The sequence below is a fragment of the Microcystis sp. LE19-41.2A genome (assembly GCF_027530405.1).
GTDB lineage: Bacteria > Cyanobacteriota > Cyanobacteriia > Cyanobacteriales > Microcystaceae > Microcystis > Microcystis aeruginosa.
Map to the genome: position 1 here is coordinate 1 of NZ_JAPZQJ010000047.1, position 7,893 is coordinate 7,893.

Sequence of the window (7,893 nt, forward strand, 5' to 3'; positions counted from 1 at the left end):
GTTTACCCATTGTTGCTATTGCGATACCCCTTTTAAAGAGCCTACCTAGTCATCCATGCTGTACCTCATTCAACTGAAACCCGCTATAGGATTGTTCGCCTTACCGTTAGCTTGTTCTGGTGCGACATATTCCGCTGAACCGATTACCGTACCAGTAACAGAACGATTAAGAGGTGTAACAACTCTAGACGCGCCAAAATCCACTAAAACCGCTTTCTTGTCTGAGTTACGTCTAATAATATTTTCTGGTTTAATATCTCGGTGAACTACTCCCCGACTATGGATAAAATCTAAAACTGGCAAAATATCTGTTAATAAAGCTTTAATCTTCGCTTCATTAAATACCCCTTGGCTTCTTAATTCTTGTTCTAAATTCTGTCCTTCAATATATTCTTGTACCAAATATTGACGGTCATCATCATGATTGAGATAAGCGAAAAGTTCAGGAATTTGGGGATGTTTTCCTAATTTTTCTAATTGGATTGCTTCTTTTTCAAACAATTCTGAGGCTTTCTCAATTGTATCAGTTCCTTGAGCCGAAGGAAAAAACTGTTTAATCACACAATAAGGTCGAGAAGGCTTACTATAATCTATCGCTTTAAAAGTGCGACCAAATCCTCCTTGACCAATTAATTTAATTGCTTGATAACGCTCCTGTAAGAACAATTTAGAGCGGCATTTTTCACAGAATTTATTGCCATCTGGATTGGCTGAGGAACAATTAGGATTGAGACACAGACTCATGGTTTTTACTCCTTTAAGTAGTTGGGTTGACGTTAAAAAAGTAGCTCTCTTAGGTTTGGTGGGTAAAATGTATTCTAAGATACAGTCCTGCCGGCAAGCGAGTGGAAGGAACCACAGAGACACAGAGGACACAAAGATTGATCACTTCTATAGTAAGTTAAACTGATCAGACAAAAGACCTCTTGCAAAAGTCTTAAGTCGATCCTTGTACAGCAACATTTTTGAAGATTATCAACTACTAATAAATAATTAACTGAAAGTCCCTCCCATTATTGTTTCTATCGTTTGTTTTCGGATTTATGCAAGAGGTCTTTTTTCAGCAAACCCTATACAAAAAAAGGAGTGAAAATAATCACTCCTACTGATAATCAGAAGAAAAAATGGCTTAAACCTAGAGAGCGTTGGCTCCCGCTACTACTTCTAGCAATTCTTGGGTAATAGCGGCTTGACGCGCCTTGTTGTAGGTACGGCTTAAAGTCCCGATTAACTCGCTGGCGTTCTCGCTGGCGTTGCTCATCGCCGTCATCCGGGCTGCTAATTCACTCGCTGCCGATTCCTGGAGAGCGCGCAGTAATTGGTTATTTAAGTACAAAGGTAGGAGAGAATCGAGGATTTGGACGGGATTCTGCTCAAAAATCATGTCTTGGGGAAAAACCTGCGCCGGTTGGCTGGCCATTTTTTCCCGTTGTACCTTAAATTTTCCTTCTTTAGTCACCAAACGGAAAATCTCGTCATCCTGTACCGCTAAACCTTGGGTAGTTAAAGGTAACAGGGTTTGAATCACCGGAGTGGCACTGATCAGGGAGATAAAACGAGTATAAATTAACTCGACGCGATCAACAGTTTCCGATAAAAATAAGGAAAGTAATTCATCCCCAATAGTGCCAGCTTCATCGGCAGTGGGAATCTGTTCGAGGTTGATAAATTTAGCGGCAATGGGAGCATTCCGGCGCTCGAAATATTGTGCCGCTTTCCGGCCGGCAACCACTAATTGATACTTAATCCCTTGCTCTTTTAATTCATTCATCCGTTGTTCGGCACGACGGATGACGTTAGTATTATAACCGCCACAAAGACCTCGATCTCCTGTGACTACTAACAGAGCCACGGTTTTTACTTCCCGTTGGGCCAGCAGGGGTAAATTAACATCACTAAAGGCTAAACGACCTTGGAGATTATAAAGGACCTGAGCGAGGGCATCGGCAAAAGGACGGGTACAGAGAACTTGTTCTTGGGCGCGGCGCACTTTTGCGGCCGCCACCAGACGCATGGCCTCGGTAATTTTTTTGGTATTTTTGACCGATTGAATTTGGTCGCGAATCGCTTTGAGATTAGGCATAATTCAGTTATCAGTTATCAGTTATCAGTTATCAGTTATCAGTCAAGAGTCGGGGTTTAGGAGGGAATGGAGAGGTGGGGAAACAGGGAAATGGGGAGATAGAGAAATTTCAACTCATACCCCAAAACCCCAAAACCTCAACACCCCATCCCCCAAAACCTAACCCCCATTACCAACATTCATTTACTGATTACCGAGATTATTTAAAAGCCTGTTTGTACTCATTGATGCCATCTTTGAGCAGGCCTTCCGCTTCGTCGTTGAGTTGTTTTTCAGTGCTGACGATCTCAACGTAGCGAGGTTTGCTGGTTTTCAGGTATTCCCGTAAACCGGTGCAGAAATCGATAACTTTATCGGTGGCGATATCGTCGAGATAACCGTTTAAACCGGCATAAACCACCGCCACCTGTTCCCAAACGGCGAGGGGGAAGTTTTGGGGCTGTTTGAGGATTTGACGCAGACGTTGACCGCGAGCGAGTTGTGCTTGGGTGGCCGCATCAAGGTCAGAAGCGAATTGAGCAAAAGCTTCTAATTCGTCAAACTGGGCTAATTCGAGTTTTAATTTACCGGCAACTTTCTTCATCGCTTTCGTTTGGGCCGCCGAACCCACGCGGGATACGGAAATACCAGCGTTAATAGCGGGACGGAAACCAGCGTTAAAGAGGTCGGTGGAGAGGAAGATCTGACCGTCAGTAATCGAAATTACATTGGTGGGAATGTAGGCAGAAACGTCACCGGCTTGGGTTTCGATAATCGGCAGGGCGGTCATGCTGCCACCACCGAGGGCATCGCTGAGTTTAGCGGCGCGCTCTAGTAAACGGGAGTGGAGATAGAAAACGTCGCCGGGGTAAGCTTCCCGACCGGGAGGACGACGCATGAGCAGGGATAGCTGACGATAAGCTTGAGCCTGTTTGGTGAGGTCATCGTAGATAACTAGGGTCGCTTTGCCTTTATACATGAAGTATTCGGCGATCGAAGCTCCGGTGTAGGGGGCGATATACTGGAGGGTGGCGGGGTCGTTAGCGTTAGCGGCCACCACCACGGTGTAATCCATGGCACCTCTTTGGGTGAGGGTGTCGATTACTTGGGCGACGGTGGAGGCTTTTTGACCGATGGCGACATAGACACAGATCACGTCTTCGCTTTTCTGGTTAATGATCGTGTCAATGGCGATCGCTGTTTTACCGGTTTTTCTGTCACCGATAATTAACTCCCGTTGACCACGACCGACGGGAATCATGGCATCGATAGCGGTAATGCCGGTTTGCATCGGTTCACAGACGGATTTGCGAGCGACAATACCGGGGGCGGGGGATTCCACCAGACGGGTTTCGCTGGCGAGGATGTCCCCTTTACCGTCGATGGGACGACCGAGAGCATCAACCACGCGGCCGACTAAGGCTTCACCCACGGGAACCTGAGCGATTTTACCGGTAGCTTTCACCGTACCGCCTTCTTTAATCCCGAAACCGTCACCCATTAACACTGCACCGACGTTATCTTCTTCGAGGTTAAGGGCGATGCCGACGGTTCCATCTTCAAATTCTAATAGTTCTCCCGACATGGCTTGTTGTAGGCCGTAGATGCGGGCAGTACCGTCACCCACTTGCAGGACGGTTCCCACGTTGGAGACCTGTACTTCTTGGTTATAGGATTCGATCTGTTGACGAATAATCGTGCTAATTTCGTCGGGTCTGATAGCTACCATAGTTTAATCTGGGAAAAAGTAAAAAATTAGAAGGTGAAAAAACGGCAAAAAAGAGAGATTAGATGACCTTAGCGCAGGGAGAGGCTGAGGCGTTGTAGTTGACCGCGAATGCTGGCATCAAAGACCTGAGAACCGACTTTGATCACCACACCACCGATCAGGCTGCCATCAACTTTGGTTTTCAGTTCGACCACGTTCGCCCCGGTGAGGGTTTTCACTTTGTCGATGACGATTTGTTTTTGGCTATCGTTCAATTCGGTGGCCGAGGAAACTTCCGCTAAAACGGTGTTAGTCAGCACTCTGGCCAGGGTGAGATATTGTTGACAAACGGGTTCTAAAAATTGAATCCGACGTTTATCGACCAATAACATCATGAAGTTAGTTAAATAGGGATTGGCGCTGCTCCCCATTACTTGGGAAAGAACGGCTTTTTTAGCTTCTTCTTTGATGACGGGATTGCCAATAAAAGCTCTTAGATCGGGAGCATTTTCCAACAATTCTAAGAGGGATTTAATTTCGCCGCCAATCGCTTCTAATTGTCCGCTGCTTTGGGCGACGGAAAGTAATGCTTGGGCGTAGGGTTCGGCTATTTCTGAACTGATTAAACTTCCCTGCATCTATTTACCTCCTAGGTTGGCCAAACTGCGATCAATTAGGGTTTGTTGTACCGATTCTTCCAGGCCGGCGCTTAACTGGGATTCCACGTTAGCTAAGGCTAAAGCGGTAATTCTTTGGCGTAATTCTACTAAAACGCGATCCTGTTCCGCCGAGAGATCTTTAGCGGCACTTTCGCGCATTCTTTGAATATCGAGTTCGGCTTGGGCGGCGATGTCGGCGGTGACAGTTTTAGCTCTATCTCGAGCATTATTGATAATTTGTCCCGCCTCTTGTTTTGCTAGGGCGAGTTTTTTCTGTTCTTCGGCGAGGGCGTTAGCGGCAATATTTTTCCGGTTTTCAGCTTCGGCTAAAGCTTCCGCAATCTTCGACTGACGTTCTCCGAGGATTTGTCCGAGAACTTTGCGGCCGTAGAAGATGATTAAACCGAGCAGAATCGAGAGGTTAAATAGGTTAGTTCCTAGGATATCGGTGTTGATGCCGAATCCTTCTGCTGCCGCTTCCTTCGCCTCCGTGGCTAATAATAAAACTGTGTCGATGATCATGATTATTGAGGGCGGGGAGTAGGTTATTCAGTTATCAGTTATCAGTTATCAGAGGTAAGTTATCAGTCTTCTAACTCCTGACGACTGAGTTCTATCTTTTTACTGATCACTGTTATTAACCAATGGCTGGGGTTTAGCGAACGAGTTCAGGGCCGAGGAGTTTTTCGAGAATTTGACGGGAAAGAGAGGCCACTTGTCCTTCTAGAGAACGAAAGGCTTCTTCTTTCTGTTGGGCAATTTCGGCGGCGACGGCTTCCTTACGGGCGATCGCTTCTTTTTGGGCTGCGGCAACTCGTTCGCTGGCTAGTTTTTGGGCCTCGGCCTGCGCTTGGGCGATAATCTCTTGGGATTGTTTACGAGCCGAAGTTAATTGCAATTCGTACTCTTGTACCAGTGCTTCGGTTTTGGCTAGTTGTTCTTTGGCTCCGCCTTCAGTTTGCCGAATATACTCCGCCCGTTCATCTAAAACTTTACTGAGGGGTTTATAAAAAACGGCGTTCAGGATCACTGCCAAAAGAATAAACTGTAGTGCCATCACTGGCAGGGTGGCATCGAAATCAAACATTGATTTATTCCTGATAAATAGAAGCTATAGACAGGTTCAAAAAAGGAAGATGATCCCCCTGCTTTAACAATAAACAGTCAGGGGGAATCACTAAAATTCCCTTAACTAGCTATCAGCCTTCCGTCCCCAAAACCAGATTTTTTAGTTGGCTGCTTTGGCGTTTTTTGAGAGTTTTGAAAACTCCGCTGCCAAGCTGAGGACTGGGGGCTGATAGCCCACTGCTTTTTTAATTAGGCGAAGGGGTTAGCGAACAGTAAAACGAGAGCGATAACCAAGCCGTAGATGGTTAAGGATTCCATGAATGCCAAGCTGAGGAGAAGGGTACCACGAATTCTTCCTTCAGCTTCGGGTTGACGGGCGATACCGGAAACAGCTTCTCCAGAAGCGGTACCTTGACCAACACCGGGGCCGATAGCGGCTAAACCAACGGCGAGGGCGGCGGCGATAACGGAAGCGGCAGCTACTGTGGGGTTCATGGTGATTTTTTCCTCTATTTACTAATCAATTTCAATCTGTTGTTTACAGAGCGCGTTCTCAGCCGTAAAAAATGGCTGGTTTTCTGCTCAAAACTCCCGAAAGAGTTTTTGGGAAAGAACGATCTGGGAATTCAGTTGCTCATCCTGAATTCGACCAATAATTTCTTAGTTATTATCCTATTATTTGGACACTTTTTCCTAAGAAATTTTTCTTTTTTCGTCCCTCGCTTTTAAGCGTGTTCTTCTTCGTGTTCCGATTCCAGGGCCTCATGGATATAGGCCCCGGCAAGGGTGGCGAAGACAAGGGCCTGAATAGCGCTGGTAAATAAACCGAGAGCCATCAGGGGTAGGGGTACGACTAGGGGGACAAGGAAGACCAATACGGCTACTACCAACTCGTCTGCAAGGATGTTTCCGAAAAGACGGAAGCTGAGGGAGAGGGGTTTGGTAAAGTCTTCTAAAATTTTGATCGGTAATAGCACGGGAATCGGCTCTAGGTAGTGAGCGAAGTAACCGAGTCCTTTTTTACTGATGCCTGCGTAGAAGTAAGCGAGGGAAGTCAGTAGGGCTAACGCCACCGTGGTATTGATGTCGTTAGTGGGGGCGGCTAATTCTCCTTCGGGCAGTTCGATTAACTTCCAAGGAATCAAGGCCCCTAACCAGTTAGAAACGAAAATAAATAAAAATAGGGTGCCGATGAAGGGCAACCAGGGTCGATATTCCTTTTCTCCTAGCTGGTTTTTGGCTAAATCGCGCAGAAATTCCAGAACGTACTCCATGAGGTTTTGAATACCGCTAGGGACTTTCTGGATTTTGCGGGTAGCGGCGATCGAGGCGATGATTAAGATAGCGAAGACGATCCAGGAGACCGCGATCACTTGCCCGTGAATTTTTAGTCCGCCGATGTGCCAGTACCAGTGTTGTCCCACTTCCAGGGAAGCGAGACTATAAAAATTAAGCACACTTAAACTGTCTAACATTTCCACCTTGGGGAGATTCAGGTTCGCAACTCAGGGTTATTTTGAACGGTTAAAGGGTTTAGGAATCGGCTTTCTGCTCCAGCTTGAAGATGGTTTGCAGGGTATAGACGATGATTGCGCCTTTATAGGTCAAAAAACCCAAAAAAACTGGCACTATGTGCAGTTCTTGCCAACGACTGGCGATGATGATTAATCCAGCGAATAGGGCTAATCCTTTTTTGCCTACCCGATTTTTCGTTACCCCCAATTTTTCCACTTCCCCGGCCAGGAGTTTTAGGTAAACGACTCCCACCATTGCCCCTAATAGGTAATTAAGGGCAGTATTGAGGGAATAAAACAGCCACACGGGTATAAAGATCAGACCGCTTAAGATCAGGGTGGTGATCAATAGGGTGTTTTGTAGTTGATAGTATTCCCGCATCGGATCTGACGACGGGTTGGTTTCTGGGGTTGGGGGAGATTCGATCGATGGGTCAGACAAGGTACACCTAAATCAGCGATAGACTAATCTCAATATCTGGATTGCTTTCCCAGCTATGACGCTCAGGTAAGCCACAAGACATATTATCACGGCAGTGGCAACAATTATTAAGCAATTGTAAATTGTCTTGATTCCCCCCGCTCGCAGCCGTCAGCTTTTTTCTCTCCCCCTCCCCTGCTCCTTTTTCCCCACTTCCCCAACTCCGGCGCCCCCTCTTGCCTGTTCCCTAAAACCAGAGACTTCCTACCTCACTATTAAGATCACTGCGATAAGTAGTCGTGCAAAATTAATTTCCTAGTCGAGACTCCGAGACTCCGAGACTCCGAGACTCCGAGACAGCTATCAGGGATCGGATTTGAGTTTTCAGTTCACTGTTTACTCACATCAGCAAAAGGCTGACGGCTGAGAGCTTAGATGTGTAATTAATTTTGCTTAGGTAC

General features: G+C 46.4%; 8 protein-coding genes and 1 pseudogene. All 9 read right to left on the bottom strand.

The features are described from left to right. Window positions 1-90: 90 nt before the first annotated feature. Window positions 91-744 (bottom strand): annotated as a pseudogene (locus tag O9290_RS02335) (protein kinase domain-containing protein); the annotation flags it as partial. A 391-nt stretch (window positions 745-1,135) separates the two neighbouring features. Beyond that, complete coding sequence (locus O9290_RS02340; protein ID WP_002763363.1) at window positions 1,136-2,083, bottom strand: F0F1 ATP synthase subunit gamma; 948 nt, start codon at window positions 2,081-2,083, stop codon at window positions 1,136-1,138. Window positions 2,084-2,282: 199 nt separating this feature from the next. Next, complete coding sequence (gene atpA, locus O9290_RS02345; protein ID WP_002763364.1) at window positions 2,283-3,791, bottom strand: F0F1 ATP synthase subunit alpha; 1,509 nt, start codon at window positions 3,789-3,791, stop codon at window positions 2,283-2,285. A gap of 68 nt (window positions 3,792-3,859) precedes the next feature. After that, window positions 3,860-4,408: an ATP synthase F1 subunit delta gene (atpH, locus tag O9290_RS02350; RefSeq protein ID WP_002763366.1), complete on the bottom strand. Its 549-nt coding sequence runs from the start codon at window positions 4,406-4,408 to the stop codon at window positions 3,860-3,862. Then, window positions 4,409-4,951 carry a F0F1 ATP synthase subunit B gene (locus O9290_RS02355; protein ID WP_002763368.1) on the bottom strand — a complete coding sequence of 181 codons (543 nt, stop codon included), beginning with the start codon at window positions 4,949-4,951 and terminating at the stop codon, window positions 4,409-4,411. 133 nt (window positions 4,952-5,084) lie between these two features. Next, a complete protein-coding gene (locus O9290_RS02360; RefSeq protein WP_002740070.1) occupies window positions 5,085-5,516 on the bottom strand; it encodes a F0F1 ATP synthase subunit B' in 432 nt (143 codons plus the stop codon). A 230-nt stretch (window positions 5,517-5,746) separates the two neighbouring features. Further along, the gene (atpE, locus tag O9290_RS02365) at window positions 5,747-5,992 is read right to left on the bottom strand and encodes an ATP synthase F0 subunit C (protein ID WP_002740068.1); all 246 of its coding nucleotides are present in this window, start codon (window positions 5,990-5,992) and stop codon (window positions 5,747-5,749) included. 230 nt (window positions 5,993-6,222) lie between these two features. Next, complete coding sequence (gene atpB, locus O9290_RS02370) at window positions 6,223-6,972, bottom strand: F0F1 ATP synthase subunit A (RefSeq protein ID WP_002739857.1); 750 nt, start codon at window positions 6,970-6,972, stop codon at window positions 6,223-6,225. 58 nt (window positions 6,973-7,030) lie between these two features. Next, complete coding sequence (locus tag O9290_RS02375) at window positions 7,031-7,393, bottom strand: ATP synthase subunit I (protein WP_002739749.1); 363 nt, start codon at window positions 7,391-7,393, stop codon at window positions 7,031-7,033. Window positions 7,394-7,893: the final 500 nt, after the last annotated feature.